At 70.4% G+C, this 26600-nt stretch carries 25 protein-coding genes; 11 read left to right on the top strand and 14 right to left on the bottom strand.

The annotated features are described in order from the left end of the window. The first annotated feature begins 89 nt into the window (after window positions 1-89). On the top strand, window positions 90-578 hold the full coding sequence (locus EOINJALH_RS04890) for a chemotaxis protein CheW (protein ID WP_234413661.1): 489 nt from the start codon (window positions 90-92) through the stop codon (window positions 576-578). A gap of 36 nt (window positions 579-614) precedes the next feature. Here EOINJALH_RS04890 and EOINJALH_RS04895 read toward each other — a convergent pair whose 3' ends face one another. Beyond that, a complete protein-coding gene (locus EOINJALH_RS04895; RefSeq protein WP_234413658.1) occupies window positions 615-3131 on the bottom strand; it encodes an ABC transporter permease in 2517 nt (838 codons plus the stop codon). 174 nt (window positions 3132-3305) lie between these two features. Here EOINJALH_RS04895 and EOINJALH_RS04900 point away from each other — a divergent pair, with 174 nt between their 5' ends. The 4 genes from EOINJALH_RS04900 to EOINJALH_RS04915 all read left to right on the top strand — a co-directional run bounded on the left by EOINJALH_RS04900 (window position 3306) and on the right by EOINJALH_RS04915 (window position 5924). Beyond that, a complete protein-coding gene (locus tag EOINJALH_RS04900; RefSeq protein WP_088279200.1) occupies window positions 3306-4175 on the top strand; it encodes a dioxygenase in 870 nt (289 codons plus the stop codon). Between the two features lie 9 nt (window positions 4176-4184). Then, window positions 4185-4781: a GNAT family N-acetyltransferase gene (locus EOINJALH_RS04905; protein ID WP_088279201.1), complete on the top strand. Its 597-nt coding sequence runs from the start codon at window positions 4185-4187 to the stop codon at window positions 4779-4781. After that, entirely contained in the window at window positions 4778-5428 is a 651-nt protein-coding gene (locus EOINJALH_RS04910; protein WP_088279202.1) for a DsbA family oxidoreductase, read from the top strand. The genes EOINJALH_RS04905 and EOINJALH_RS04910 overlap by 4 nt, the downstream gene beginning before the upstream one ends. 124 nt (window positions 5429-5552) lie before the next feature. Beyond that, entirely contained in the window at window positions 5553-5924 is a 372-nt protein-coding gene (locus EOINJALH_RS04915) for a hypothetical protein (RefSeq protein ID WP_088279203.1), read from the top strand. Between the two features lie 45 nt (window positions 5925-5969). On the opposite strand, the gene EOINJALH_RS04920 is transcribed toward EOINJALH_RS04915, so the two are convergent. Together EOINJALH_RS04920 and EOINJALH_RS04925 are read right to left on the bottom strand one after the other, a co-directional pair. Continuing rightward, entirely contained in the window at window positions 5970-7085 is a 1116-nt protein-coding gene (locus tag EOINJALH_RS04920; RefSeq protein WP_088279204.1) for a BMP family ABC transporter substrate-binding protein, read from the bottom strand. Between the two features lie 108 nt (window positions 7086-7193). Beyond that, complete coding sequence (locus EOINJALH_RS04925) at window positions 7194-7460, bottom strand: RNA-binding S4 domain-containing protein (RefSeq protein WP_088279205.1); 267 nt, start codon at window positions 7458-7460, stop codon at window positions 7194-7196. Between the two features lie 81 nt (window positions 7461-7541). Between EOINJALH_RS04925 and nagA the strand changes: the two genes are divergently transcribed. The 4 genes from nagA (at window position 7542) to EOINJALH_RS04945 (ending at window position 10087) form a co-directional block, all read left to right on the top strand. Continuing rightward, the gene (nagA, locus tag EOINJALH_RS04930) at window positions 7542-8669 is read left to right on the top strand and encodes an N-acetylglucosamine-6-phosphate deacetylase (protein ID WP_088279206.1); all 1128 of its coding nucleotides are present in this window, start codon (window positions 7542-7544) and stop codon (window positions 8667-8669) included. Then, window positions 8666-8965 carry a 2Fe-2S iron-sulfur cluster binding domain-containing protein gene (locus tag EOINJALH_RS04935; RefSeq protein WP_088279207.1) on the top strand — a complete coding sequence of 100 codons (300 nt, stop codon included), beginning with the start codon at window positions 8666-8668 and terminating at the stop codon, window positions 8963-8965. The genes nagA and EOINJALH_RS04935 overlap by 4 nt, the downstream gene beginning before the upstream one ends. Before the next feature lie 126 nt (window positions 8966-9091). Beyond that, complete coding sequence (locus tag EOINJALH_RS04940) at window positions 9092-9589, top strand: DUF3016 domain-containing protein (RefSeq protein WP_088279208.1); 498 nt, start codon at window positions 9092-9094, stop codon at window positions 9587-9589. A gap of 318 nt (window positions 9590-9907) precedes the next feature. Continuing rightward, window positions 9908-10087 (top strand): hypothetical protein, encoded by a 180-nt coding sequence (locus tag EOINJALH_RS04945; protein ID WP_088279209.1) that lies wholly within the window; start codon window positions 9908-9910, stop codon window positions 10085-10087. 131 nt (window positions 10088-10218) lie between these two features. On the opposite strand, the gene phbB is transcribed toward EOINJALH_RS04945, so the two are convergent. The 3 genes from phbB to phaC form a co-directional block, all read right to left on the bottom strand. After that, the gene (gene phbB / locus EOINJALH_RS04950) at window positions 10219-10956 is read right to left on the bottom strand and encodes an acetoacetyl-CoA reductase (protein ID WP_088279210.1); all 738 of its coding nucleotides are present in this window, start codon (window positions 10954-10956) and stop codon (window positions 10219-10221) included. A 75-nt stretch (window positions 10957-11031) separates the two neighbouring features. Then, the gene (locus tag EOINJALH_RS04955) at window positions 11032-12213 is read right to left on the bottom strand and encodes an acetyl-CoA C-acetyltransferase (protein ID WP_088279211.1); all 1182 of its coding nucleotides are present in this window, start codon (window positions 12211-12213) and stop codon (window positions 11032-11034) included. A gap of 107 nt (window positions 12214-12320) precedes the next feature. After that, the gene (gene phaC, locus EOINJALH_RS04960; protein WP_088279212.1) at window positions 12321-14018 is read right to left on the bottom strand and encodes a class I poly(R)-hydroxyalkanoic acid synthase; all 1698 of its coding nucleotides are present in this window, start codon (window positions 14016-14018) and stop codon (window positions 12321-12323) included. A 145-nt stretch (window positions 14019-14163) separates the two neighbouring features. Here phaC and EOINJALH_RS04965 point away from each other — a divergent pair, with 145 nt between their 5' ends. Beyond that, window positions 14164-14436, top strand: coding sequence for a hypothetical protein (locus EOINJALH_RS04965; RefSeq protein ID WP_088279213.1), 273 nt, complete (start codon window positions 14164-14166; stop codon window positions 14434-14436). Here the strand turns inward: EOINJALH_RS04965 and pgeF are convergent. Genes pgeF through EOINJALH_RS04980 form a run of 3 tightly spaced genes read right to left on the bottom strand, consistent with a single transcriptional unit; the run spans window position 14365 to window position 16523 of the window. After that, window positions 14365-15201, bottom strand: a complete 837-nt coding sequence (gene pgeF, locus EOINJALH_RS04970; protein WP_234413659.1) for a peptidoglycan editing factor PgeF — start codon at window positions 15199-15201, stop codon at window positions 14365-14367. The genes EOINJALH_RS04965 and pgeF overlap by 72 nt on opposite strands. Then, entirely contained in the window at window positions 15191-15823 is a 633-nt protein-coding gene (gene maiA / locus EOINJALH_RS04975; RefSeq protein ID WP_088279214.1) for a maleylacetoacetate isomerase, read from the bottom strand. The genes pgeF and maiA overlap by 11 nt, the downstream gene beginning before the upstream one ends. Window positions 15824-15830: 7 nt before the next feature. After that, window positions 15831-16523, bottom strand: coding sequence for a fumarylacetoacetate hydrolase family protein (locus tag EOINJALH_RS04980; protein WP_088279215.1), 693 nt, complete (start codon window positions 16521-16523; stop codon window positions 15831-15833). A gap of 71 nt (window positions 16524-16594) precedes the next feature. Here EOINJALH_RS04980 and EOINJALH_RS04985 point away from each other — a divergent pair, with 71 nt between their 5' ends. Continuing rightward, on the top strand, window positions 16595-17140 hold the full coding sequence (locus EOINJALH_RS04985; RefSeq protein ID WP_088279216.1) for an NUDIX hydrolase: 546 nt from the start codon (window positions 16595-16597) through the stop codon (window positions 17138-17140). Here EOINJALH_RS04985 and EOINJALH_RS04990 read toward each other — a convergent pair. The 5 genes from EOINJALH_RS04990 to aceE form a co-directional block, all read right to left on the bottom strand. Beyond that, window positions 17119-19212 carry an EAL domain-containing protein gene (locus tag EOINJALH_RS04990; RefSeq protein ID WP_088279217.1) on the bottom strand — a complete coding sequence of 698 codons (2094 nt, stop codon included), beginning with the start codon at window positions 19210-19212 and terminating at the stop codon, window positions 17119-17121. The genes EOINJALH_RS04985 and EOINJALH_RS04990 overlap by 22 nt on opposite strands. Window positions 19213-19581: 369 nt before the next feature. Continuing rightward, window positions 19582-21360 (bottom strand): dihydrolipoyl dehydrogenase, encoded by a 1779-nt coding sequence (gene lpdA / locus EOINJALH_RS04995; protein ID WP_088279218.1) that lies wholly within the window; start codon window positions 21358-21360, stop codon window positions 19582-19584. Between the two features lie 42 nt (window positions 21361-21402). Continuing rightward, window positions 21403-21975, bottom strand: coding sequence for an MFS transporter (locus tag EOINJALH_RS05000; protein WP_088279219.1), 573 nt, complete (start codon window positions 21973-21975; stop codon window positions 21403-21405). A gap of 67 nt (window positions 21976-22042) precedes the next feature. Beyond that, on the bottom strand, window positions 22043-23719 hold the full coding sequence (aceF, locus tag EOINJALH_RS05005) for a dihydrolipoyllysine-residue acetyltransferase (RefSeq protein ID WP_088279220.1): 1677 nt from the start codon (window positions 23717-23719) through the stop codon (window positions 22043-22045). 22 nt (window positions 23720-23741) lie between these two features. Beyond that, on the bottom strand, window positions 23742-26450 hold the full coding sequence (aceE, locus tag EOINJALH_RS05010) for a pyruvate dehydrogenase (acetyl-transferring), homodimeric type (protein ID WP_088279221.1): 2709 nt from the start codon (window positions 26448-26450) through the stop codon (window positions 23742-23744). Between the last annotated feature and the right edge of the window lie 150 nt (window positions 26451-26600).

A 26600-nucleotide genomic window follows, 5' to 3' on the forward strand; every position in this document is an offset into this window, starting at 1 on the left:
GCCCATCCCACCCGAGGACCCACGCCATGGAAATGACCCGCGAAGGCAGCCGCATCGCCCAACAAGACGCCGTCCGGCAAGGGCGCCCCATGGGCAGCCCGGCCCCCGCCACCGGCCACCAGGCCCGCCACGGCGAGTACCTCACCTTCCGACTCGGCAGCGAGGAGTACGGCATCGACATCCTGCGCGTGCAGGAGATCCGCTCCTACGAGCAGCCCACGCGCATCGCCAATGCGCCGGCCTTCCTGAAGGGCGTGGTCAACCTGCGCGGCGTGATCGTGCCGATCATCGACCTGCGCCTGAAGCTCAACTGCGAGACGGCCGAGTACAACCACTTCACCGTGGTCATCGTGCTCAACGTGCGCAGCCGCGTGGTGGGCGTGGTGGTCGATTCGGTGTCCGACGTGCTGCAACTCGGCGGCGACACCATCCGCCCGGCCCCGGCCACCAACGCGTCGATCGACACGTCCTACATCACCGGCATCGGCAGCGTGGCCGACCGCATGCTGATCCTGATGGACATCGAGGCCCTGATGAGCAGCGCCGACATGGGGCTGATCGAGGCCGACGACTTCTGACCGGTCCGGGGGCCGGGCGCGCCCGGCCCGCCCCCCTCAATCTGCCGCGCGGCGCAGCGTCTCCATCACCGGCCTGCGCAACACGCCGCGCAGGCCCCACCAGCCGGCGGCCAGCGCCAGCGCCGCGCCCACCGCGCTGCCGATGGCCGGCACCCAGGGCGACGGCGCCCAGGTGAACTCGAACACCAGCCGCGCCAGCAGCCCGCCCACGGCGATGGCCGCCCCCGAGGCCAGCAGCCCGGCCAGCGCGCCCACCCCCAGCAGTTCGGCGCGCTGCACCTGCCGCAGCAGCGCGCTGCCGGCCCCCACCGCCCGCATCACCGCGTACTCGCGCGCCCGGTTCTCGCGCGTCGCGCTCACCGCGGCGAACAGCACCACCAGCCCGGCGGCCAGCGTGAAGCCGAACAGAAACTCTACCGCCCGGATCACCTGGTCGAGCACGCGCTGGATCTGCGCCACCGAGGCCGACACGTCGACGTTGGTGATGTTGGGAAACTGCCGCGTCAGCGCGCTGTCGAAGCCCGGCGTGGTCGGCGCGCGGAAGGCGCTGATGTAACTCACCGGCAGGCCCTCAAGCCGGGTCTGCGGGAACATCACGAAGAAGTTGACGCGCATCGAGCCCCAGTCGACCTTGCGCAGGCTGGTGATGCGGCCCTCGCGCGGGATGCCGGCGATGTCGAAGCGCAGCCGGTCGCCCAGCTTCAGGCCCAGCGTCTGCGCCAGGCCGTCTTCCACGCTCAGCGCATCGGGTTCGTCGGGCGTCCAGTAGCCGGCCGACACGGTGTTGTGGCCCGGCAGCACGCTGCCATGGCTGAGGTTGAACTCGCGCTCCACCAGGCGCTGCGCGCGCCCCTCGGCGAACTGCGTCGGCCCCACCTCCTGGCCGTTGATGGCCAGCAGGCGGCCGCGGATCATCGGGTACCAGTCGAACCGGGCCACGCCCGCGGCTTTCAGCGCGGCCTGGAACGGCTCGCCCTGCTCGGGCTGCAGGTTGATGACGAAGCGGTTGGGCGCATCGGGCGGCGTGGCGTTGCGCCAGGCCGAGATCAGGTCGGTGCGCAGCAGCACCAGCAGCACCAGCGCCAGCAGCCCCACCGACAGCGCCGAGATCTGCAGCACCGCATAGCCCGGCCGCGCCGACAGCTGCCGCGTGGCCAGCGTCAGCCAGCGGGGCGCGTTGATGCGCGGCACCACGCGGCCCAGCAGCAGCACGGCGGCCCAGGCCAGCAGCGCGAAGACGACGATGGCCGCGGCAAAGCCGCCGACGGCCAGCAGGCCCATGCGCAGGTCGGACGAAGCCGCCACCAGCAGCGCGCCGAAGCCCACGGTGCCGGCGGCCAGCACGCCCAGCGACGCGGCCTTGAGACCGCCCACGTCGCGCCGGATCACGCGCAGCGGCGGCACGCTGGCCAGTTGCAGCACCGGCGGCAGGCCGAAGGCGGCCAGCAGCGTCAGGCCCACGCCCAGGCCGAACAGCGCCGGGCCGAAGGTGGCCGGCGGCAGCGCCGCGTCGACCAGGCCGGCCAGCAGCGAGACGAAGACGAAGTGCACCGCGAAGCCCAGCGCCACGCCGGCGGCGCTGGCCAGCAGGCCCACCGCGCCGAACTCCAGCGCGTAGGCGCCGGCAATGGCCCGCTGCGGCGCACCCAGCACGCGCAGCATGGCGCAGTCGTCCAGGTGGCGCTGCGAGAAATCGCGCGCGGCGATGGCCACCGCCACCGCCGACAGCAGCGCCGCCAGCAGGGCCACCAGGTTGAGGAAGCGCTGTGCGCGGTCCAGCGTCTGGCGCATCTCGGGCCGGCCGGCCTCGAAGGATTCGATGCGCACGCCGCGCAGCTTGCGCGCCTGGATCTCGGCCTCGGCCCAGCGCACGAACTCGGCCACGGCCGTCTGGCGTGCATCGGGCGCGGCCACGGCCAGGCGGTAGGTCACGCGGCTGGCCGGCTGCACCAGGCCGGTGGCGGGCAGGTCGTCGGCGTGCAGCATGGCCCGCGGGGCGAAGCTCATGAAGCCGGCGCCGCGGTCGGGCTCCTGCACGATGACCTGTGCGATGCGCAGCGACCGGTCGCCCAGCCACAGCGCGTCGCCGATGGCCAGTTGCAGGGCGTCGAGCAGGCCGGCGTCCACCCACACCGTGCCGCGCGCCGGGCCGCTGGCCAGCGATTGCTCGGCCGCCGCGGCGCCGGCCTGCACCCGCATGCGGCCGCGCAGCGGGTAGCCGTCGCCCACCGCCTTGACCGCCGCCAGGCGCACGCCGCCGCCCTTGTCGTCGTGCGCGCGGGCCATGCTGGGGAAGCTGGTGCTGGTCACCTGCTGCAGGCCCAGGGCGCGCGCCTTGTCGACGAAGCCGGCCGGCGGCGGCTGGTCGCTGGCCACCACGGCGTCGCCGCCCAGCAACTGGCGCGCATCGCGCGACAGCGCCGCGTCGAGCCGGCTGGCGAAGAAGCCCACCGCCGTCAGCGCGGCCACGGCCAGCATCACCGCCACCATCAGCAGGCGCAACTCGCCGGCGCGGAAGTCGCGCCACATCTGGCGCCAGGCCAGCGAAACCATCGAAACGGGCAATCGGTGCTCAGCCATGGGCGCGACGGTACACCAGCGGCCGTGGCCGGTCTGTGCGCGGGGCCATGCCGCACGTCGCCGCGGGTGGCGGGCCATCGCGGGCGCTGAACCCTGCATGCAGCCCGATCGAACGATGGCCCGCCGGGCCGCTGCTGTAATGAGTCCATGACCACGATCGCCCCGCTCTTCCTGTCCCACGGCTCGCCGATGACGGCGCTCGAACCCGGCGCGGCCGGCGCCTTCCTCAGCGCGCTGGGCCCGGCCATCGACGCCGCCAGCGGCCACCCCAAGGCGATCCTGGCCATCTCGGCGCACACGCTGACGCGCGAGCCGGTGCTGCTGGCCGCGCCACGGCACGACACGGTGCACGATTTCTACGGCTTCCCGGACGCGCTGTACCAGCTGCGCCACGACAGCCCGGGCGAGCCTGCGCTGGCGCAGCGCGTGGCCGGCCTGCTGTCGGCGGCCGGCATCGCCGTGCACACCTCGCCCGAGGGCGGGCTGGACCACGGCATCTGGACGCCACTGCGCTTCGCCTGGCCGGCGGCCGACGTGCCCATCGTGCCGCTGGGCTTTCCGCCCTACTGGTCGCCCGAGCGGCTGTTCGCGCTGGGCCGCGCGCTGGCGCCGCTGGCCGACGAGGGCGTGCTGGTGATGGCCAGCGGCAGCATCACGCACAACCTGCGGCTGGTCTTCGGCGGCGCCCGCCCGGCGCTGGACGCGCCCGAGATCGCCACCAGCGCCGCCTTCCGTAACTGGTTCGCGCAGCGCAGCGCCGCGGCCGACTGGCCGGCGCTGTTCGACTACCGCGCGCAGGCGCCCAACGCCGTGCTGATGCACCCCACCGACGAGCACCTGCTGCCGTTCTACGTGGCCGCCGGCGCCGCGGGCGCGCATCCGGCCGGTCGGCGCCTGCACGACAGCATCACCTACGGCTGCCTGGGCATGGATGCCTATGCCTTCGGCAGCGCGGCCGACGGGCTGGCCGAGGCGCTCGTTCAGGTTGCGGCCGGCGCCCCCGTGGCGGCGCCTTAGACTGGGCCCATGCCCGCACCGTTGCTGATCGACACGCCGCGCCTGCAACTGCTGGCCACCCACACCGGCCTGGCCAGCGAGGTGGCCGCGTTCTACCAGCGCAACCTGGCGCACTTCGCGCCCTGGGATCCGCCGCTGCCGGCCGACCATGCCGAGGTCGACGCCATCACGGTGTCACTGGCCGAGGGGCGCGACGCCTTCGAGTCGGGCCGCGGCTTCCGCTGGTGGCTGGTGCGGCGCGACCGGGCGCACCACGTGATCGGCTCGGTGCACCTGTCGCAGGTGGTGCGCGGCGCCTTCCACAGCTGCCACCTCGGCTACTCGCTCGACGCGCGGGCGCAGGGCCATGGGCTGATGCACGAGGCACTGCAGGCCATCATCGGCGTGGCCTTCGCACCCGACATCGGCCTGCACCGGCTGCAGGCCGCGGTGCGGCCCGAAAACCTGCGCAGCACCTCGGTGCTGCAGCGCCTGGGCTTTCGCCAGGAAGGCCTGGCGCGCGACTACCTCTACATCGACGGCGCCTGGCGTGACCACCACCTCTTCGCCCTCACCCACGCCGGCTTCGAGATCCCACCCCACTGGCCCCGCAAGGACACCCGATGACCACGCCCCGCACCCTGAAGATCGACCTCGTCTCCGACGTGGTGTGCCCCTGGTGCGCCATCGGGCTGAACGGCCTGGAGATCGCGCTGGACCGCCTGAAGGGCGTGGTTCAGGCCGAGATCCACCTGCAGCCCTTCCAGCTGAACCCGGCGACGCCACCCGAGGGCGAGGACATCGTCGAGCACCTGTCGCGCAAGTACGGCATGAGCGCCGAGCAGGTGGCGGCCAACCAGGAGGCGATCCGCCAACGCGGGCGTTCGGTGGGTTTCGAGTTCCGCATGGACCGCCGCGGCCGCACCTGGAACACCTTCGACGCGCACCGCCTGCTGCACTGGGCCGAGGTGCAGGGCCGCGGCCTGGCGCTGAAGCACGCGCTGCTGTCGGCCTACTTCACCGACGGCGAGAACCCCGGCGACCACGCCGTGCTGGTGCGCCGCGCCACCGACGTCGGGCTGGACCCGGTGGCGGCGCAGGCGGTGCTGTCCAGCGGCCAGTACGCCGCCGAGGTGCAGGAAAAGCTGTCGCTGTACGCCGGCCTGGGCATCCGGTCGGTGCCGTCGTTCATCGTCGATGACCAGCACCTGATCGAAGGCGGCCAGCCGCCGGAACTGTTCGAGCAGGCCTTGCGCCAGCTTGCAGCAAACTGACATACAGCGGCCACGAGTGCCAACAAGATCACGCTGGCGCCGAACCGAGACAACACAGGGCATTGTTCGCGGCGCACGATAGGCCGAAAGGGAAAGCATCCTCCGTCAACCTGCGTGACCGGCCATGACGATCCGACTGCCCGACTACACCCCGCCCAACACCCAGCGCGCCAACGTCGCCGTCGGCGCCTCGCCCCTGCTGGTGCTGCTGGCCTTCACGCTGCTGGTCATCCGGGTGATTGACCCCGACACCGGCTTCGCGATCCTGCTGGCCTGCACCGTGTGGGTGGCCTACGAGATGCACGACTACCAGAAGTCCATCGACGACTACAACAGCGAGTACGCGTCGCGCCACCTGGTCTGGCGCTCGTCGGACACGCTGGAGGCCATGGTGGCCGGCAGCGACACCCACGGGCCGACCCGCGAGTTCGTGCTGCGCTACCTGAGCGCTGGCCGCGTGGTGCTGCTGGACGGCGTGCTGCCCCGCGTGCACTGACGTCGCCGCTCTGCAGGCTCGTCGGCGCGTCGCCCGTCGACGCGTTCAGCGCGCCCCGGGCACGGTGCCGACCACACCCTGCACCAACCAGTCCATCGCGGCGATGCCCGCATCGTCCAGCGTGCCCGATGCCAGGCGCTCGCGGCCGGTGTTGTCGACCAGCCGACCCGAGAACGGCGCCAGGCGCCCTTCGACGATGGCCTTGCGGCGGGCGGCGAGCTCGTCCTTCACCGCGGGTGGCACGCCCGCGCCGATGGCCGACAACTGCACCAGCCCGTCCTTCATGCCGCCCCACACCGGCTGCGGCGTCCAGCGGCCGTCCAGCACCGATCGCACCACCTGCGTGTAGCGGCCGCCCCAGTGGTGCGTCACCGCGGCCAGTTGCGCCCGGGGCGCAAAGCGCGACATGTCGCTCTGGTAGGCGATGGCCGACACGCCCTTCTCCTCGGCCGCCTGCGGCACCGCGGGCGAGCCGCTGTGGTTGGTCAGCACGTCGGCGCCCTGCCCGATCAGGCTGAGCGCGGCCTCGCGCTCGCGGGTGGGGTCGAACCAGGTGTTGAGCCACAGCACGCGCACCTCGGCCCGCGGGTTGGCCGCACGCATGCCCAGCGTGAAGGCATTGATGCCCTGCACCACCTCGGGCACCGGGAAGCCGGCCACGTAGCCTGCCACGCCACTGCGGCTGCTGCGCCCGGCCAGCCAGCCGGCGAGCCAGCGTGCCTCGTAGTAGCGCGCGTTGTAGGTGGCCAGGTTGGGCGCGGTGCGGTAGCCGCCGGCATGCTCGAACTTCACTGCTGGAAACTCCGCCGCCACCCGCAGCGCGGGCTCGAGGTAGCCGAAGCTGGTGGCGAAGACGATGCCGCAGCCGTCGCGCGCCAGGTCGCGCATCACGCGCTCGCTGTCCGGCCCCTCGGCCACCGACTCCACCACACGGGTGGTCACGCGGTCGCCCAGCGCCTTCTGCATCTCGAGCCGGCCCTGGTCGTGCTGGAAGCTCCAGCCGGCCTGGCCGATGGGGCTGACGTACACGAAACAAGCCTGCAGTGCCGCTGGCCTGGCGCCTGCGGCGGCGGGCGGCTTGTCGGGTGGATTGGCCAGGGTGGCGCCGGCAGCCGCCATCGAGAGCGCCGCCAAGGCGGCGCGCCGGAGGTTTTTGAGCATGGTTGTCCTCGACATGGCCCCGTGAATGGAAACGCCGGCTTCGGGGGCACGAAGCCGGCGTGTGTGGAGGCCATTGTCTCAGGACGGCGCCGCCGGGACGGCGCGGGCTCAGTCCGCGGGCGGCGGCTCGGGGTCGGCCGCCGGCCCGGTGTCGGGGTCGACGGCGACCACCCGGATGCGCAGGCCATGCACCGCGACCACCTGCCCGGCGCGGATCTGCGCCGTCTTGCGCAGTTCCTCCTGGCCATCGACCTGCACGCGGCCCTCGGCCACCATCAGCTTGGCGGCGCCGCCGCTGGGGGCCAGGCCGACGGCCTTGATCAGGCGGTCGAGGGTGATGACCTCGCCGCGCAGTTCGAAATCGATGGTCTTCATGGCAGGCGGTGGCAACAGGCCGGGGTCGGCGCGGGGAGCGGCGACGGCGGCGGGGTCGCGGGCGATATATTGGCCCCCATTGTGAGCCCGCCCCATGCACTGACCGGCGACATCCTCACACCCGAGGGTTTCGTGCACGGCCGCCTGTGGGTGGCAGACGGCCGCATCGCGGCCATCGACGGCACCGCATGCGACGAGGCGGCGGTGCGCGCGCGGGGCGGCGCCCTGGTGCTGCCGGGCTTCGTCGACCTGCACGTGCACGGCGGCGGCGGCGCCGACACGATGGACGGCGGCGATGCCGTGGCGAGGATGGCACGCCTGCACGCGTGCCATGGCACCACCTCGATGCTCGCCACCACGATGACGGCGCCGCGGGACGAGATCGAGACCGCCTTGCGCGCACTGGCACCGGTGTGCCGCCAAGCGCAGCCCGACGGCGCACGCGTGCTCGGCGTGCACCTCGAAGGCCCCTACCTCGACCCGCGCCGGCTGGGCGCCCAGCCCGACTTCACCGCGCCGGCGTCGGTCGACGAGGTGCTGGCGCTGCATGCGCTGGCACCGATCCGGCTGGTGACGCTGGCGCCGGGCCTGCCGGGTGCGTGCGTGGCCATCGAGGGGCTGCGGCGCCACGGCTTCGTCGTGCAACTGGGTCACAGCGAGGCCACTTACGAGGACGGCGTGGCCGCGCTGCGATGCGGCGCCACCGGCTTCACCCACCTGTTCAATGCGATGTCGGGCCTGCACCACCGCGCGCCGGGCCTGGTGGGCGCGGCGCTGGCGCATGCGCAGCACGCCGAGATCATCCCCGACCTGCTGCACGTGCACCCGGGCGCCATCCACGTCGCGCTGCGCGCCATCCCCGGGCTGTACTGCGTCACCGACGCCACCGCCGCCGCCGGTGGCCCCGACGGCCCGTACAGGCTGGGGCGCCAGACCGTGCATCGGTGCCAGGGCGGCGTGCGCCTGGCCGACGGCACGCTGGCGGGCAGTGCCCTGACGATGGACCAGGCGCTGCGCAACCTGGTGGCCATCGGCCTGCCGTTGGCCGAAGCCTCGCGACGCACCGCCACCTTCGCAGCCGACTTCATCGGCCTGGCCGACCGCGGCCGGCTTTCGCCGGGCGCCTGGGCCGACCTGGTGGTGCTGGATGCCGCCCTGGCGGTGCAGCAGGTGTGGGTGGAGGGCCGGCCCGTCGTCGGCGCGACATGACGGCGCCCGCCAGCCTGCGCATCGAGCCCGGGGGCTGGTGCGTGCCGCTGGCGCCGGGCCAGTCGCTGCTGGAGGCTGCGCTGCGCGCCGGCATCCGCCTGCCCAGTTCGTGCCGCAATGGCACCTGCCGGGCCTGCATGTGCCGGCTGCGCGAGGGCTCGGTGCACTACCGCATCGAGTGGCCCGGCCTGCTGGCCGAAGAAAAGGCCGAGGGCCTGATCCTGCCCTGCGTGGCGTTGGCCACGGAGCCGGTGGTGATCGACGCACCGGCGGCGTTCCGCGAGTCGGGCGGCTGAGGCGCCGGCACGGCCACCCGCCAGCATCCGGCCCGCCCTCCCGACAGCGACGTTTCTTTACCGAAACCCGGGCGCGGGTTGCACACTCCAACTGTGGACCAGTTGCTCTCGCCCGAAGGAGTTTCCATGCGCCGTCTCGCCATCATCGCCCTGGCTGTTCTCACGGCCGGTGGGGCCCACGCCGCCTCCGCAGAGGTCCGCTACGTCGACCCCGACCAGTTCAGCGACGCGGGCCAGGACCCGCGCACGCGCGAGGAGGTGCGACTGGGCCTCACCGCGCACCTGCAGAAACTGGCTGGCCAGCTGCCCGCCACGCAGTCGCTGGAGTTCGAGGTGCTGGACATCGACCTGGCCGGCGAGATGAAGCCGTTCCACCGCGCCGGGCCCGACGTGCGGGTGATGCGTGGCACGGCCGACTGGCCGCACGTCAAGCTGCGCTACACGCTGCGGGAGGGCAACCGGGTGGTGACCACCGGCGAGGAGCGCGTGTCGGACATGAACTACCTGATGTCGCGCCACTTCGTCGATGCTCGCGAAGGCGACGCGCTGCGCTACGAGAAGCGCATGCTGTCGACGTGGTTCCTCGAACGCTTCGGCCTGCAGTCGCGCAGCGCGAAGCGTTGACCCCCCGGCCCACGGCGCCACCCGGCCTGTGAACTGAGGGCAGATGCGATGCCTGTTCCATCGATCGCCAGCGTGGCACGGTCGCACAATGGCACCTGTGCAAGGCGAAAACCGACCGCACCAATGGGCGGATGCCGGAACCCGTCACCGGCGCCATGAACCGTTCGCAGCGTGCTGCGGGCGTGCGCAAGAGGGCCACCCCAGGGTGGCCCTCTTGCATTGCACGCACCATTCGCGCGCGCTTCCGCATGACGTATGCTTTGCACCGGCTCGAGCGCACGCGACTGTCGCGTGGCGCACCCCACCAGGAGCACCGCATTGGCGACCCCGAACTACTCTTACGAGAAACGTCAGCGCGAGCTGGCCAAGAAGCGCAAGGCCGAAGAAAAGCGCCAGAAGAAGGTGCAGCGTCCCGAGGACGGTCCCTCCGACGACACCAGCGAGGGGGACAGCGCGCCCCAGCCCCCGGGCACGCCACCCGCGCCGCCTGCCGGCTGACCACGAGGCGACGAGGCCGTCGCCCTGAGCGCCACGCTGCCGTGGCGCACCCATGAAAAAACGGCCGGATGCACAGGGCGTCCGGCCGTCTCTGTCGAATCGGCGTGGGGCGCCAGGCCCCATGCACGCGGTCAGCCCATGTGCAGGCCGCCGTTGCAGCTGAAGTCGGCACCGGTTGTGAAGCCGGAATCCTCACCCGCCAGCCAGGCGCAGATCGAGCCGATTTCATCGGGCGTGCCCAGGCGCTTGACCGGGATGGTGGCGACGATCTTCTCGAGCACTTCAGGCTTGATCGCACGGACCATGTCGGTGCCGATGTAGCCCGGGCTCACGGTGTTGACCGTCACGCCCTTGCTGGCCACTTCTTGTGCCAGGGCCATCGTGAAGCCGTGCATGCCGGCCTTGGCGGCCGAGTAGTTGGTCTGGCCTGCCTGGCCCTTTTCGCCGTTGACCGACGAGATCTGGATGATCCGGCCCCAGCCCCGCTCGACCATGCTCGGCACCACCTGCTTGGTGACGTAGAACATGCTGTTGAGGTTGGTGTCGATGACGGCCTTCCAGTCTTCAGGCGTCATCTTCAGGAACATGCGGTCCTTGGTGATGCCGGCGTTGTTCACCAGCACGTCGATCGGGCCGTGTTCGGCCACGGCCTTCGAGAAGGCGTCGACCGTCGACTGCCAGTCGGCGACGTTGCCCACCGAGGCGTAGAACGTGTAGCCCAGTGCCTTCTGCTCGTCCAGCCACTTGACGAAATCACGGCTCGGGCCGCAGCCGGCGATGACCTTGAAACCTTCCTTGTGCAGACGCTGGCAGATCGCGGTACCGATTCCGCCCATGCCGCCCGTCACGTACGCTACTTTTTGTGTCATTGCTTGCTCCTCTTCAGTTGAATGACGGCCCGGTTGTCTCCGGGCCGGTGGTGGTGTCTCGACTCTCTCGACGTGTCAGCGCTCGATGGTGAGCGCCACGCCCATGCCGCCGCCGATGCACAGCGAGGCGATGCCCTTCTTCGCGTCGCGCTTCTGCATCTCGTGCAGCAGCGTGACCAGGATGCGGCAACCGGAGGCGCCGATCGGATGGCCGATGGCGATGGCGCCACCGTTGACGTTGACCTTCGATGTGTCCCAGCCCATTTCCTGGTGCACGGCGCAGGCCTGGGCCGCGAAGGCCTCGTTGATCTCCAGCAGGTCCAGGTCCTGCGGCTTCCAGCCGGCGCGCTCGAGCGCGCGGCGGGCGGCGGGCACCGGGCCCATGCCCATGATGGCGGGGTCGAGGCCCGCGCTGGCGTAGCTGGCGATGCGACCCAGCACCTTCAGGCCCAGCGAGGCGGCGGTGGCCGCGCTCATCAGCATGACGCCGGCGGCGCCGTCGTTGATGCCCGAGGCATTGCCGGCGGTGACGCTGCCGGCCTTGTCGAAGGCGGGGCGCAGGCCGGCCAGCGCGTCGGCGTTGGTCTTCTTGTTGATGAACTCGTCGGCCGCGAAGACGACCGGATCGCCCTTCTTCTGCGGGATCACGACCGGGACGATCTCGTCCTTGAAGCGGCCACCTTCCTGCGCGGCGGCGGCCTTCTGCTGCGAGGCCAGCGCCATGGCGTCCTGCATCTCACGGGTGATGCCGTACTTCTTGGCCACGTTCTCGGCCGTGATGCCCATGTGGTACTGGTTGTAGACGTCCCAGAGGCCGTCGGTGATCATGGAATCGACGAGCTTCCAGTCGCCCATGCGCTGGCCGTCGCGCGAGCCGGCCAGCACGTGCGGCGCGAGGCTCATGTTCTCCTGGCCGCCGGCGATGATGATCTCGCTGTCGCCGTCGCGGATGGCCTGTGCGCCCAGCATCACGGCCTTCAGGCCGGAGCCGCAGACCTTGTTGATGGTCATGGCCGGCACGGCTTGCGGCAGGCCCGACTTGATGACGGTCTGGCGCGCCGGGTTCTGGCCCGAACCGGCGGTGAGCACCTGGCCCAGGATGACCTCTCCGATGCGCTCGCCGGCCACGCCAGAGCGCTCGAGCAGGGCCTTGACGACGGTGGCGCCCAACTCGGGGGCGGCGGTCTTGGCGAGCGATCCGCCGAATTTGCCGACGGCCGTGCGGGCGGCGGCGACGATGACGATGTCCATGGTCATGAGGGGTCTCCAGGCTGTGAAACGCGCGAGAAGGAATCAGCGCTGGCCCGATTCTCGCAGCCAGCGGGCGCCGGCTCCAGCCTGCCCCGCCACCACACTGCGCCTGATCAGGCCTTCTGCTTGACGTAGCGGCCCGGGGCCGGCTCGATGGCCTTGTACTCGCGGCTGCCGTAGCCCTTGGGCGCGGCCACCTGCTTGCCGCCCTGGGGCTTGAGCCAGGCGGTCCAGTCGTTCCACCAGCTGCCGGGCTTGTCGGTGGCCGAATCGAACCAGTCCTGGGCCTTGGCCGGCAGCGCGTCGTTGACCCAGTAGTTGCGCTTGTTCTTGGCGGCCGGGTTGATCACCCCGGCGATGTGGCCCGACGCGCCCAGCACGAAGCGCTTCTTGCCCTTGAGCAGCGCGGTGCTGCGGAAGGCGGCGTCCCAGGGCACGATGTGGTCTTCGCGCGAGGCATACAGGTACACCGGCGCCTTGACCGACCCCAGGTCGACCTTCTCGCCACAGACCGTGAGCTTGCCGGGCTGCTTGAGCTCGTTCTGGAGGTAGGTGTGGCGCAGGTACCAGCAGTACATCGGGCCCGGCAGGTTGGTCGAGTCGCCGTTCCAGTACAGCAGGTCGAACGGCGGCGGGGCCTCGCCCTTCAGGTAGTTGCCGACCACGTAGTTCCAGACCAGGTCGTTCGGCCGCAGGAAGCTGAAGGTGGTGGCCAGTTCCTTGCCCTTGAGCAGCGCAGGGCCGTTGGGCGCGTTCTCGCCCAGGGTCATGTCGCGCAGCTTGACCGACGATTCGTCGACGAAGACGTCGAGCACGCCGGTTTCGGTGAAGTCGAGCAGCGTGGTCAGCAGCGTGACCGAGTTCGCCGGCTGCTCGCCACGCGCGGCCAGGACGGCCAGCGCCGTCATCAGGATCGTGCCGCCGACGCAGAAGCCCAGCGTGTTGATGGTGGGCTCGCCGCTGATGGCCTGCACCACCTCGATGGCCTTGATGGGGCCGTCGGCGATGTAGTCGTCCCAGGTCTTGTTCACCAGCGAGTTGTCGGGATTGCGCCAGCTGACGACGAAGACGCGGTGGCCCTGCTCGACGGTGTAGCGGATGACCGAGTTCTCGGGCTGCAGGTCGAGGATGTAGTACTTGTTGATGCACGGCGGCACGAACAGCATCGGCCGCTCGAACACCTTGCCGGTGAGCGGCTTGTATTCGATGAGCTGGAACAGCTCGTTCTCGAACACCACGGCGCCTTCGCTGGTGGCGACATTGCGGCCCACCTCGAACACGCTCTCGTCGGTCTGGGACATGTGGCCCTTGCCGATGTCCTTCAGCAGCAGCTGCATGCCCTGGGCGATGCTCTCGCCGCGGGTGTCGAGCGCCTTCTTCAGGGCCTCGGGATTGGTGGCCAGGAAGTTGGCGGGGCTGGCGGCGTCCACCCACTGCTGCACGGCGAAGCGCACGCGGGCCTTGGTCTTGGCGTCGGCGTTCACCGACTCGGCCATCTGCATCAGCGTGCGGGCGTTCAGCAGGTAGGCCTGCGCGGCCAGCGCGGCGGCAGGGTTCTGCGCCCAGGCATCGGCCGAGAAGCGCTTGTCGGGCACCGGCTTGCTGTCGGCACCCTTGCCAGCCATGGTGGCCAGCGAACTGTTCCACAGCTGCGAGGCTTGCGAGACATAGTCGGCCTGCAACTTGGACAGGGTGTCCATCGGCACACTCAGGCCGGAAATGGACTTCATGGCGTCATTGAGGGCGGTGCCGAAGGCCTGCGCGTTGGCGCCCATGGATTCCAGACCGGGAACGGTCGGCTGCGTTGTCATGTGTGTCTCCTATGCGCTCGAGGCACCGGTCGGTCGCCGGAATGGCCTGCGGGTGCGCTGTGCAGTGCTTCACGTTGTACGCTGCACAGCTTACCCCAGCATGACTCAATTTTTCAATACGCGATATTACGCACCATAATTCGAAATGCACATCGTCGCCGTGGCCTGGATCTTCGTCGTGTTGCTGATGTCGCTGGCCGAGGCCACGTCGACGCAAGGCAGCGTCCTGGGCGCCGCCTTCACGTTCCTGCTGTACGGCGTGCTGCCGCTGTCGATCGTGCTGTACGTGATGGGCACGCCGCTGCGCCGACGCAGCCGGCTGGCACGCGAGCGCGCCGAAACTGCCTCAGCGTCGCAGGGCGATGGCCGCAGCCATGCGTCCGGTGCGGCCGTCGCGGCGGAACGAGAAGAACCCTGATCGGTCTTCGACGGTGCAACAGGTGCCACCGCTGACCTGACGCACGCCCGCGCGCGCCAGGCGATCGCGCGCGAGCCCGGGCAGGTCGGCCAGCCAGCGCGGCGAGCCATCGGCGCCACGGCGCGGCACGAAGCGCGCCGACGGCTGCGCGCCCGGGTCGGCCCCGAAGGCCCGCAGCACATCGGCACCCACCTCGAATTGCCGCGGCCCGATGCAGGGGCCCAGCCACGTCAGCACCTCGGCGGGCGCGCACCCGGCCGCGTCGCACAGCGCGGCCAGCGTGTGCTCCAGCACCCCCGCAGCCAGTCCGCGCCAGCCGGCATGCGCCGCGCCGACCGCGCGGCCGTCCACACTGCACATCAGCACCGGCAGGCAATCGGCCACGAGCACGGCGCAGGCGATGCCGGGCTCGGTGGTCACGCTGGCATCGGCCCGCGGCAGGTCGGCGCCCGCCCGGGTGGCCGCCAGGTGCTGCGGGCCGAGCCGCACGACCTCGGCGCCGTGCACCTGGTCCAGCCACACCGGCGCCGCGCCCAGAGCGGCGGCGAAACGGCGCTGGTTCTCGAACACCGCCTCGGGCTGGTCGACGGCGTCACCACGCAGGCCGGGCGGCCGCAGGTTCAGGCTGTCGAAGGGTGCGGCACTGACCCCGCCCCGGCGGGTGGACATGGCCGCGACGATGCCGGCCGGCGCCGGCCAGTCGGGCCGGATCAGCTCGGGCCGGATCAGCCCGGGCACCTTGCCCGCGCCGCCCTCAGGCCGCATCCGGGCAGGCCGACGGCTGGGTCTTGTCGAAGGCCTCGAGCGCCATGCAGGCGTCGAACACCCGCATCACCTGGGGCACATGGTCGAGCCGGCAATCGAAACGCTTCGCATTGAAGATCTGCGGCACCAGCGTGCAATCGGCCAGCGTGGGCGTGTCGCCGTGGCAATAGCGCGCAGGCGACGCAGCCAGCTGGCGCTCGACGACCTCGAGGCCGGTTTCGACCCAGTGGCGGTACCAGCGGTCCTTGTCGGCGTCGGCCACCTCGAGCGGCCCCACCAGGTAGCGCAGCACGCGCAGGTTGTTGAGCGGGTGGATCTCGCAGGCGATGTCCAGCGCGAGCGCGCGCACGCGGGCACGACCCAGCGGATCCTTGGGCAGCAGCGGCGGCTCGGGGTGGGTCTCGTCGAGGTACTCGATGATGGCCAGAGACTGCGTGACGACCGCGTCGCCATCCTGCAGCAGCGGCACCAGGCGCGACGGCGAGACGGCGCCGTAGCCCTCGCCGAGCTGCTCGTTCTTCTGCAGGTGCACCGGCATGTAGTCGTAGGCCAGGCCCTTCAGCGCCAGCGCGATACGCACGCGGTACGAGGCCGACGAGCGAAAGTAGTTGTAGAGCTTCATGGCGGCCTCACTCGACCTTCACACGCAGGGTGCCCAGGCCCTCGATCGAGCCCTCCATCACGTCGCCGCGCACCACCGCGCCGACACCGGCCGGCGTGCCGGTGAAGATCAGGTCGCCAGGCTGCAGGGTCCAGGCGGCCGACAGCGTGGCGATGGTCTCGGCCACGTTCCAGATCAGTTCGGACAGGTCGCCCTTCTGCCGCAGCTGGCCGTTGACCGACAGCGTGATGGCGCCGCGCAGCAGCTCGCCGGTGGATGCGATCGGCCGAAGCGGCGCGATCGGGGCCGACTCGTCGAAGGCCTTGCCGATGCACCAGGGGCGACCCTGCTTCTTCATGTCGTTCTGCAGGTCGCGGCGGGTCATGTCCAGCCCCACGGCATAGCCCCAGATGTGCCGCGCGGCATCGGCCACGGCGATGTCGCGGCCGCCCGTGCCGATGGCCACCACCAGCTCGATCTCGTGGTGCAGGTTGGCCGTCTGCGGCGGGTAGTGCATGGTGCCGACGCTGCCGTCGGCCACGGGCAGCACGGCATCGGCCGGCTTCATGAAGAAGAACGGCGGCTCGCGGCCGGTGAACCCCATCTCCTGCGCATGCTCGGCGTAGTTGCGGCCGACGCAGTAGATGCGGCGCACGGGGAACAGGCCACCGCCCTGGACAGGCACGCAGGCGGGCGGGGCGGCAGGGATCACGAGGCTCATCGGGGCGGTCTCCGGCGGAAGGAACGGGGCAGCCGCTGATGATGCCATGCGCACCGCTACACTTTGCGCCCATGCTGGAGACGCACCGAATCAAGCACTGCCGCCGTTGCGGCACCGCGGTGGAGTACCGCGTCCCCATCGACGACAACCGCGAGCGCGCGGTCTGCCCGGGCTGCGGCGAGGTGCACTACGAGAACCCGCTCAACGTCGTCGGCACGGTGCCGGTGTGGGGCGAGCAGGTGCTCCTGTGCCGCCGCAACATCGAACCGCGCTACGGCCTGTGGACGCTGCCCGCGGGCTTCATGGAACTGGGCGAGACGGTCGCCGACGGCGCGCTGCGCGAGACGGTCGAGGAAGCCGGTGCCCGCATCGAGTTGCAGGGCCTGTTCACGATGCTCAACGTGGTGCGCGTGGGCCAGGTGCACCTGTTCTACCGCGCCCGCATGCTCGACACCTCGCTCGACCCGGGGCCCGAAACCATCGAGGCCCGGCTGTTCCTCGAGCACGAGATCCCCTGGGACGAGATCGCCTTCCGCACCGTGCGGGTGACGCTGAAGCACTTCTTCGACTGCCGCCGGGCGGGCGGCTACCCGCTTCACTGCGGCGACATCGACTGATGGCGCTTGAGCACGGCGGGGCCGGTGGCCGCGTCGAAGCCCAGCGCCCACACCATCGTCAGGTCACCGGCCGCCGACACCCCTTCGGCGGAGATGGTCAGCCCGGCATCGTGCGCCAGGCGCACCATGCCCTGCAGGTGGCGGCGCACCGTGCCGGATTCCGGGCCGGTGATGCCGCGCAGGAAGCGGCCGTCGATGCGCACGCAGTCCACGCCGAGCTGGTTCAGGTGATCGATGCGGGCCAGGTTCTCACCCGCATGCTCCAGCGCCAGGCGCACGCCCAGCGGGTTCCAGCGGCGCGCCGCCTCCCGCACCAGGGCAGGACGGTCCAGGGCCAGTGATTCGGGCAGGTCGATCCACAGGCGTCGCGCGGCGTCAGGCGCGGCCTCCAGGTCTTGCGTCAATCGCACCATGAACTCGCTGGACGCCAGCGATTGGGCCGACATGTTCACGCATCGCGCCTGGCCGTCGTGGCGGATCGCCTCGAGCGCCATCTCGACGACGCGCCGGTCGATCTCTGGTCCCATGTGGCCTCGCGCCGCAGGCGCCAACCAGCGCCAGGCCGATTCATAGGGGCCGCCCTCGTCGAACTGCACCCGCATCGGACAGTCGAGGTGCAGCACGCGGTCATCGCGGCCGCACACGGGGTAGGCACCGAGCACCGTGCGGCGGTGCGCCAGAGCATCGGCCAGGCGCTGCTGCCAGACCGCATCGCCGAAGGCCGGCTGATCGGCCGAATTGCTGCCACTGGCCACGGCGTACAGCGAGTCCGACTCGGCACTCGCCAGCGCCTCGTCGGCCAGCGCCAGGGCCTGCTTGACAGTGACCCGGCCGCGCAGGTTCACTGCACCGATGGCCAGTCCGCCGACCGGGTCGAGGCTGACCAGGGCCTGCCGCAGCGTCACCAGCAGGGCATCCGCCGTCTTGCGCGCCACGCCGTCGGACGGCATCAGCAGCGCGAAGTCCGACCCGTTGAGCCGGCCGGCCGCGCTGTGCGGCGTGGCCTCGTGGAGGGCGCGCAGGGCCTGCGCCACGCGCTGCAGCACCTGGTTGGCCGCGCTGTGCCCGACGCGCCGGTTCACGCCGATCAGGTCGCGCACCCGCACCAGCAGCAGTCCGGCGGCCGGCAGGGCGTCCTCGCCTTCGAGGGCCTGCTCGAGGCGCGCAATGAAGCTGGCCCGCTTGGCCAAGCCGGTCAGGGTGTCGACATGGGCCGCCAACCGGGCTTCCTCGATCACCCGGGCCTGCTGGCTCAGGGCCGTCTTCATCAGGGCGATCTGCTTCAGGTGCTTTTCCTTCGGCAGCTTGGGTGGAGGCTCCTGGGCCGGCGGCGCCACCGACGCGATCGTTGCCGGACCGTCGGCCACCAGTGGCCCCGGCTGCTGTGACGGCGACCGGCTCGCCGTGGCCGACCACTGGCTTTCCATCGCCGACACCGACATCGACGCCGACCGACGGCCCCCCTGGACCGAGTCGCTAGCGGCGGCCCTGTCGCCCCAGGCCAGCATCTGCTGGCCCAGCAGGCCGAGCCGCCAGCGGCCGACCAGCCCCACGACGAGCAGCGTCAAGGCCATCCCCAGCAGGAACTTCAGCGACAGCCTGCCGGCCCAATCGGTGGACTCGGCCCCGGCCGCCTCGATGCGCAGGCCGGCGGCCGCGCCGATGGGCTGGCGCAGCGCCACTTCCACAGCCTGGGGGGCGGGCACCAGCAGCCGCTCGATGGCGGCGCTGGCGTTCGCGGCAGCGGCCGGCGCAACGCGGCTGAACAGCAGCGCGCCACTGGCATCGACCACGTCGAGCCGCTGCAGGCGGTGTTCGTCGAAGTACTGCAGCAGGGCGGCGTCGCGCCGCTGCGGCTGGGGTCCGACGCGCTCCAGCACGGCCGCGATGCGGCGGCCGTGGTCCTGGGCCTGGCGCTCGGCGAGTTGGACGGTCGCCTCGCGCACCGTCCATTGCTGCAACCCGATGGCGGCCAGCACGCACACGGCCATGCCGACCCAGAAGGTGCGGGCCATGCTGACGTGCAAGGCGCTGGCGGCCTGCCGAACCGAACGGGTGACCAGGCTCAACATCCCCGCAGCCCCTTCGGGTCGACCAAGATGGCCTGGCCCCGGCCAACGCCGACGCCCCGGCGACCACCCGCCGCCCGCCAGCCGTGCCACGCCTGCACTTCGAACCCCATCACGCTACAGCCTTGTCACCGATCGGCGCTCCGTCTCCGCGGATTGCGGCCCGATTCACGCCCGACTCGGATGTTCACACACCGACACCCCCCAGGCGTGAGGACAAATACCGGACTGCACCGCGGCCGCATGATGGCCCCGCGAGTGGGGCCCCGCGGCGCACGGCGCGGTCGGCAGACGGGCTTGCGCGGCACAGCCGCGACCGCTGCAGCGATCGCAGCCCGGCCACCCGGGTGGCACGGGCCTGCGACCGGTGTGTCAGCGCTTCTGCGGCGGCAGGTCGGTGCAGGTGCCGTGGGCCACTTCGGCGGCCATGCCGATGCTCTCGCCCAGCGTCGGGTGCGGGTGGATGGTCTTGCCGATGTCCACCTCGTCGGCGCCCATCTCGATGGCCAGGGCCACCTCGCCGATCATGTCGCCGGCGTGGGTGCCGACGATGCCGCCTCCGACGATGCGGTGCGTCTCGGCATCGAACAGCAGCTTGGTGAAGCCTTCGTCGCGGCCGTTGGCGATGGCCCGGCCCGACGCGGTCCAGGGGAAGTGGCCCTTCTTGACCTTGATGCCGCGCACCTTGGCATCGTCCTCGGTGAGGCCGACCCAGGCCACCTCGGGGTCGGTGTAGGCCACCCCGGGGATGACGCGGGCGTCGAACTGCGCCTTGGTGTCGCCGGCCGCCACCTCGGCGGCCACGTGGGCCTCGTGCACCGCCTTGTGCGCCAGCATCGGCTGGCCGACGACGTCGCCAATGGCGAAGATGTGCGGCACGTTGGTGCGCATCTGCACGTCCACCGGGATGAAGCCGCGGTCGGTGACGGCCACGCCGGCCTTGTCGGCGGCGATCTTCTTGCCGTTGGGCGTGCGGCCGACGGCCTGCAGCACCAGGTCGTAGACGCCGTCGCTCTTGGTGCCGTCGAGCCCTTCGAACATCACGCGGATGCCGTCGGCCGTGGCCTCGGCGCCCACCGTCTTCGTCTTCAGCATGATCTTGTCGAAGCGGTGGGCATTCATCTTCTGCCACACCTTGACCAGGTCGCGGTCGGGGCCCTGCATCAGGCCGTCGAGCATCTCGACCACGTCGATGCGGGCGCCCAGCGTGGAGTACACCGTGCCCATCTCCAGACCGATGATGCCGCCGCCGATGACCAGCATCTTCTTCGGCGTCTGGCGCAGCTGCAGCGCCCCGGTGCTGTCGACGATGCGCGGGTCGTCCGGCAGGAAGGGCAAGCGCACCGCCTGCGAACCGGCGGCGATGATGCACTGCTTGAAGCGGATCGTCTGGGTCTTGCCGGTCTTGTCCTGCCCGTCACCGGTGGTCTCTTCCACCGTCACGTGGTGCGGGTCGGCGAAGACGCCGTAGCCGCGCACCACCGTCACCTTGCGCATCTTGGCCATCGCCGCCAGGCCGCCGGTGAGCTTGGTGACCACCTTGTTCTTGTGCGCCAGCAGCTTGGGCAGCTCGACCTTGGGCGGCGCGAACTCGACGCCCAGGTCGGCGAAGTGCTTGACCTCGTCCATCACCGCCGCCACGTGCAGTAGCGCCTTCGACGGGATGCAGCCGACGTTCAGGCAGACGCCGCCCAGCGACGCGTAACGCTCGACGATGACGGTCTTCAGCCCCAGGTCGGCGGCGCGGAACGCGGCCGAGTAGCCGCCGGGGCCGGCGCCCAGCACGAGCATGTCGCATTCGATGTCGGCGCCACCGGCGAAGCTGGCGGCCACGGGGGCGGTGGCCACGGGCGCGGCCGCCGAAGACGGCGCGGCGGCGGCCGGGGCGGCCTGGGCCGGCGCGGCGGCGGCACCGGTGGCCTCGAGCAGCAGCACCACGCTGCCCTCGTTGACCTTGTCGCCGATGGCGACCTTCAGTTCCTTCACGACGCCGGCGGTGCTCGACGGGATCTCCATCGAGGCCTTGTCCGATTCCACGGTGACCAGGCTCTGGTCCACCGCGATGGTGTCGCCGGGCTTGACCAGGATCTCGATCACCGCAACGTCCTTGAAGTCGCCGATGTCGGGCACCTTCACTTCGATGAGGGCCATGGTGTGTCTACCTTTCGTCTTGTCTCGTTGTGCCGCGTCGACTCAGTCGCGCAGCTTCAGTGTGTGGGCCTTGATCGGCCCGGCTGAGTTCTTGTCGAATTCGCATCCCGCGCGCACGCCGCACTCGACCACCTCGCGCGCCGTCTTCGACTTGTCGAAGGTGGCGAACATCGCACCCAGCGCGAAGGCGCGGCCCGAGCCGATGGCCCAGAAGCGGTCGAACTCGAAGACCTCGCGGTACGAGTACACGCCGAAGATGCCGCTCGCGTTGGCGATCAGCACCGTGAACTGGCTGCTCTCGTACGGGTCGGCGTCTTCTTCCTTGGTGTTGAGGAAGAAGTGCTCCTTCAGCCTGGGGTGCAGCTTCAGGAAGGTGTCGAACACCTCGTCGCGCGAATGCAGCTTCAGCTCGTCGGCGGGCAGGCTGCCCAGCGCCTTGCGCAGCACAGGGAAATGCGCCGTGGTGCCAGCCATGCCGACCCACGAATCGCCGATGCGGAAGACCTTGTCGTTGGCCTCGTAGCCATGCGCCAGGCGGGTGTCGCCGAAGGTCACCAGCGCGTCGGCGGCAATGGCCACCTGCCCGCCCTTGCGGGCGACGGCGATGGTGGTCATCGCGCGGCCTCCCGCCCGCCGGCCCGCAAGCCGCGGGCGGGTGCCTGGCCCGCTGCGGTGGCCCGGCTCACAGCAGGATGCGCCGGAAGTCGGTCAGCAGGCTGCCGAAGTACACGTTGAAGCGCGCGGCCGCCGCACCGTCGATGACGCGGTGGTCCCAGCTCAGGCTGAGCGGCAGGATCAGCTTCGGCACGAACTGCTTGCCATCCCAGCGCGGCTCGGTCGTGCTCTTGCACACGCCCATGATGGCCACCTCGGGCGCGTTGATGATCGGCGTGAAGTAGCGCCCGCCGATGCCGCCCAGCGAGCTGATCGAGAAGCAGCCGCCGCTCATGTCGGCCGGCCCCAGCTTGCCGTCGCGGGCCTTCTTGGCCAGCTCGCCCATCTCGGTGCTGATCTGGAACACGCCCTTCTTGTCGGCGTCCTTGATCACCGGCACGACCAGCCCGTTGGGCGTGTCGGCGGCAAAGCCGATGTGGAAGTACTGCTTCAGCACCAGCTGGTCGCCGTCGAGCGAGGCGTTGAACTGCGGGAACTTCTTCAGTGCCGCCACGGCCGCCTTGATCATGAAGGCCAGCATCGTGACCTTGACGCCGGATTTCTCGTTCTCCTTGTTCAGCTGCACGCGGAAGGCCTCGAGGTCGGTGATGTCGGCATCGTCGTGGTTGGTGACGTGCGGGATCACCACCCAGTTGCGGTGCAGGTTGGCGCCGCTGATCTTCTGGATGCGCGACAGGTCTTTCCGCTCGACGGGGCCGAACTTGGTGAAGTCCACCTGCGGCCAGGGCAACAGGCCCGGGAAGGCACCGCCGGCCGCCGCGGGCGCCGCCGCCGGCGCCTTGGCCTTCTGGGCGGCGGTCTGCACCGCACCGGCCATCACGCGCTTGACGAAGCCCTGCAGGTCGTCCTGCGTGATGCGGCCCTTGGGCCCTGAGCCGGCCACTTCGGCCAGCGGCACGCCGAGGTCGCGGGCGAAGCGTCGGATGGTGGGCGACGCATGCGGCAGCGCGCCCTTTGGCGCGGTCGGCTCATGCGCCGGCAGGGCCGGGGCAGCCGAGGCGACCGTCACGGGCGCGCTGGCCGCAGCGGGCGCAGGCGCTGCAGCCGCCGCGGCCGCTGGCGCCGCGGCCGGTGCGGGCGCCGGCGCACTGCCGCCGCCCGAGGCCTCGACGATCGCCACCAGCGTGCCCTTGGACACCTTGTCGCCGAGCTGGACGCGAAGCTCCTTCACCACGCCGGCGTGCGAGGACGGGATCTCCATCGAGGCCTTGTCGCTCTCGACGGTGATCAGGCTCTGCTCGACCTTGATGGTGTCGCCGACCTTGACCATCACCTCGATGACGGCCACCTCGGCAAAGTCGCCGATGTCGGGCACCAGCACCTCGACCGGGCCGGACGCCGCGGGCGCCGCCGCCACCGCCGCCGGGGCGGCAGTGGGCGGCGAGATCGCCTCGGTCAGCGTCGGCAGCTCGGCCTTGGCCGGCGGCTGCGGCGATGCGGCACCGGCCTCGGCCTCGAGCACCAGCACCACGCTGCCTTCGTTGACCTTGTCGCCGAGGCCGACCTTCAGCTCCTTGACGACGCCGGCGTGCGACGACGGGATCTCCATCGACGCCTTGTCCGACTCGACGGTGAGCAGGCTCTGCTCGGCCTTGACCACGTCGCCCGGCTTGACCAGCAGCTCGATGACGGCCACGTCCTTGAAGTCCCCGATGTCTGGGACCTTCACTTCAACCAATGCCATGTTCTTGTCTCCGTTTGCCGCGTCAGGCGTACAGCGGGTTGATCTTGTCGACCGAGAGGCCGTACTTCGCGATGGCCTCGGCCGCCCGGCTCGCCGGCACCAGGCCGTCGTCGGCCAGCGACTTCAGGGCCGCCACCACGACGTAGTGGCGGTTGACCTCGAAGTGCTCGCGCAGCTTGCTGCGGAAGTCGCTGCGGCCGTAGCCGTCGGTGCCCAGCACCTTGAAGGTGCGGCCCTTGGGGATGTACGCGCGGATCTGTTCGCAATAGCTCTTGATGTAGTCGGTGGAGGCCACCACCGGGCCGGCATGGCCGCCCAGTTGCTGCGCCACGAAGGGCACGCGCGGCGCCTCGGTCGGGTGCAGCAGGCTCCAGCGCTCGGCGTCCTGGCCATCGCGCGCCAGTTCGTTGAAGCTGGGGCAGCTCCACACCTTGGCCGCCACGCCCCAGTCGGACTCGAGCAGCTGCTTGGCCGCCATCGATTCGCGCAGGATGGTGCCCGAGCCCAGCAGGTTCACCTGCGGCCGGCCGGCCGCGTCGGCGTCTTCCAGCAGGTACATGCCCTTGATGATCTGCTCTTCGGTACCCGCCTTCAGCCCGGGCATCGGGTAGTTCTCGTTGAGCAGGGTGAGGTAGTAGTAGACGTTGTCCTGCTTCTCGACCATGCGCTTCAGGCCGTGGTGCAGGATCACGCCGACCTCGTGCGCGAAGCTCGGGTCGTAGCTGACGCAGTTGGGGATGGTGCCGGCCAGGATGTGGCTGTGGCCGTCCTCGTGCTGCAGGCCTTCGCCGTTCAGCGTGGTGCGCCCCGACGTGCCGCCCAGCAGGAAGCCGCGCGCCTGCATGTCGCCCGCCGCCCAGGCCAGGTCGCCGATGCGCTGGAAGCCGAACATCGAGTAATACACATAGAACGGCACCATGATGCGGTTGCTGGTGCTGTAGCTGGTGGCCGCGGCGATCCAGCTGGCCATGCCGCCGGCCTCGTTGATGCCTTCCTGCAGGATCTGGCCGGCCTTGTCCTCGCGGTAGTACATCACCTGGTCCTTGTCGACCGGGGTGTACTGCTGGCCTGCCGGGTTGTAGATGCCCACTTGCCGGAACAGGCCTTCCATGCCGAAGGTGCGGGCCTCGTCCACCAGGATGGGCACCACGCGCGGGCCCAGGGCCTGGTCGCGCAGCAACTGGGTGAGGAAGCGCACGTAGGCTTGCGTGGTGGAGATCTCGCGCCCCTCGGCGGTGGGCTCGATCACGCTCTTGAAGTTCTCCAGCGCCGGCACGGTGAAGCTCTCGTCGGCCTTGGTGCGGCGGTGCGGCAGGTAGCCGCCCAGCGCCTGGCGGCGCTCGTGCAGGTAGCGCATCTCCGGCGTGTCGTCGGCCGGCTTGTAGAACGGCAATGCGGCGAGCTGGCTGTCGGGAATGGGGATGTTGAAGCGGTCGCGGAACAGCTTGATGTCGTCGTCGGTGAGCTTCTTGGTCTGGTGGACGTTGTTCTTGCCCTCGCCGGCCTTGCCCATGCCGAAGCCCTTGACGGTCTTGATCAGCAGCACCGTGGGCTGGCCCTTGTGGTTGACCGCCTTGTGGTACGCCGCATAGACCTTCTGCGGGTCGTGGCCACCGCGGCGCAGGTTCCAGATGTCGTCGTCGGACATCTTGGCCACCATCTCCAGCGTGCGCGGGTCGCGGCCGAAGAAGTGCTTGCGGACGAACGCGCCATCGTTGGCCTTGAAGGCCTGGAAGTCGCCGTCCAGCGTGTCCATCATGATCTTGCGCAGGGCGCCATCCTTGTCGCGCGCCAGCAGCGCGTCCCAGTTGGCGCCCCACAGCAGCTTGATCACGTTCCAGCCCGAGCCGCGGAACTCACCCTCGAGCTCCTGCACGATCTTGCCGTTGCCGCGCACCGGGCCGTCCAGGCGCTGCAGGTTGCAGTTGACGACGAAGATCAGGTTGTCCAGGTTCTCGCGGGCGGCCAGGCCGATGGCGCCCAGCGATTCCACCTCGTCCATCTCGCCGTCGCCGCAGAACACCCAGACCTTGCGGTTGCTGGTGTCGGCGATGCCGCGCGCGTGCAGGTACTTCAGGAACCGGGCCTGGTAGATCGCCATCAAGGGGCCCAGGCCCATCGACACCGTGGGGAACTGCCAGAACTCGGGCATCAGCTTCGGGTGCGGGTAGCTCGACAGGCCCTTGCCGGCCACTTCCTGGCGGAAATGCAGCAGCTGTTCCTCGGTGAGGCGGCCCTCCAGGTAGGCGCGCGCGTAGACGCCGGGGGCCACGTGGCCCTGGATGTAGAGGCAGTCGCCGCCGTGGTCCTTGCTCTCGGCGTGCCAGAAGTGGTTGAAGCCGGCGCCGAACATGTGCGCCAGCGAGGCGAACGAGCCGATGTGGCCGCCCAGGTCGCCGCCGTCCTCGGGGTTGTGGCGGTTGGCCTTGACCACCATGGCCATCGCGTTCCAGCGCATGTAGGCGCGCAGGCGCTCCTCGATCTCGATGTTGCCGGGGCAACGCTCTTCTTCGTCCGTGGGGATCGTGTTGACGTAGGCCGTGTTGGCCGAGAAGGGCTGGTCGATGCCGGACTGGCGCGCTTCGTCGAGCAGCTTTTCCAGCAGGAAGTGGGCGCGCTCAGGGCCTTCGTTGGCAATGACGGCGTCTAGCGCCTCGAGCCATTCGCGGGTTTCCTGCGCGTCGGCATCGTTGGCGGCGACGCCAGGAAAGGATTGGGGCACGGCGGACATCGGTTGTCTCCTGATTTCCGGTTGTGGTGGATGGAACGTCTGGCTCGAAGTTTGGCACAGCTTTGGTCAAATTTCAAATAGCGCGAGTTGATTTCTTATTGTGGAATGTACGTATCGCCTCCTGAGGCTGCCGCAGCGACCCGGATAATC

Origin of the sequence: Ideonella sp. A 288, assembly GCF_002198735.1 — a bacterium.
Classification (GTDB): domain Bacteria; phylum Pseudomonadota; class Gammaproteobacteria; order Burkholderiales; family Burkholderiaceae_C; genus Pseudaquabacterium.